Genomic DNA, 549 nt, shown 5'->3' with positions numbered 1-549 from the left:
TAGAAGAGCTAGAAGAATTAGAGCATATAGACAGGCTATTTAAAGGTAAGTAAATGGCAATATCACGCAAAATGACGTTGTTATTACCTACTTTTAAAGGCGAAAATGACGATTTAAAGCACCTATATTTTATTTTAACCGATCCTTGTTTTGATTATGAACAAAATCGCCCTGAAATGTTGTTGCTAGTGAACTGTAGTTCAATAAAAGAAGGGCGTGTATATGATGATGCTTGTGTTTTAACAGCTGGGGAACATTCTTTCATTGTAAAAGATAGCTTTATTTTTTATCAAGAAATGAGAATAGAAAGCCTATTTAATATTGAAAAAGGCTTAGAAGAAAAACGATTCATAAAAAAAGAAATTACCAATGATGAGCTTTATTTCAAGATATTAGAGGGCGTTTTTAAGTCAAAGAAAACTAAACGGCAATATATCCGATTTATAAAGGGAGCTATCAAGCAAAATGCTTGTTTAGATATTTTACAGAACAACCAAGCCTAAACGGCTTTCAAATTGGTGCAACTAGGCTAGGAGTAATTAACCGAGC

At 32.4% G+C, this 549-nt stretch carries 1 protein-coding gene; it reads left to right on the top strand.

Annotation, left to right across the window (positions count from 1 at the left end):
- The first annotated feature begins 53 nt into the window (after nt 1–53).
- Nucleotides 54–503 carry a terminase gene (locus tag B0186_RS11460; protein ID WP_078219591.1) on the top strand — a complete coding sequence of 150 codons (450 nt, stop codon included), beginning with the start codon at nt 54–56 and terminating at the stop codon, nt 501–503.
- Nucleotides 504–549: the final 46 nt, after the last annotated feature.

The sequence above is a fragment of the Canicola haemoglobinophilus genome, from assembly GCF_002015075.1.
Lineage (GTDB): Bacteria > Pseudomonadota > Gammaproteobacteria > Enterobacterales > Pasteurellaceae > Canicola > Canicola haemoglobinophilus.
Note: the sequence above shows the minus strand (reverse complement) of the source record. Positions and strands in the feature narration are given on the sequence as shown.

What these genes read in the sequence shown, in the direction of transcription:
- B0186_RS11460 (WP_078219591.1), top strand. Translation starts at nt 54, where the DNA reads ATGGCAATATCACGCAAAATGACGTTGTTATTACCTACTTTTAAAGGC.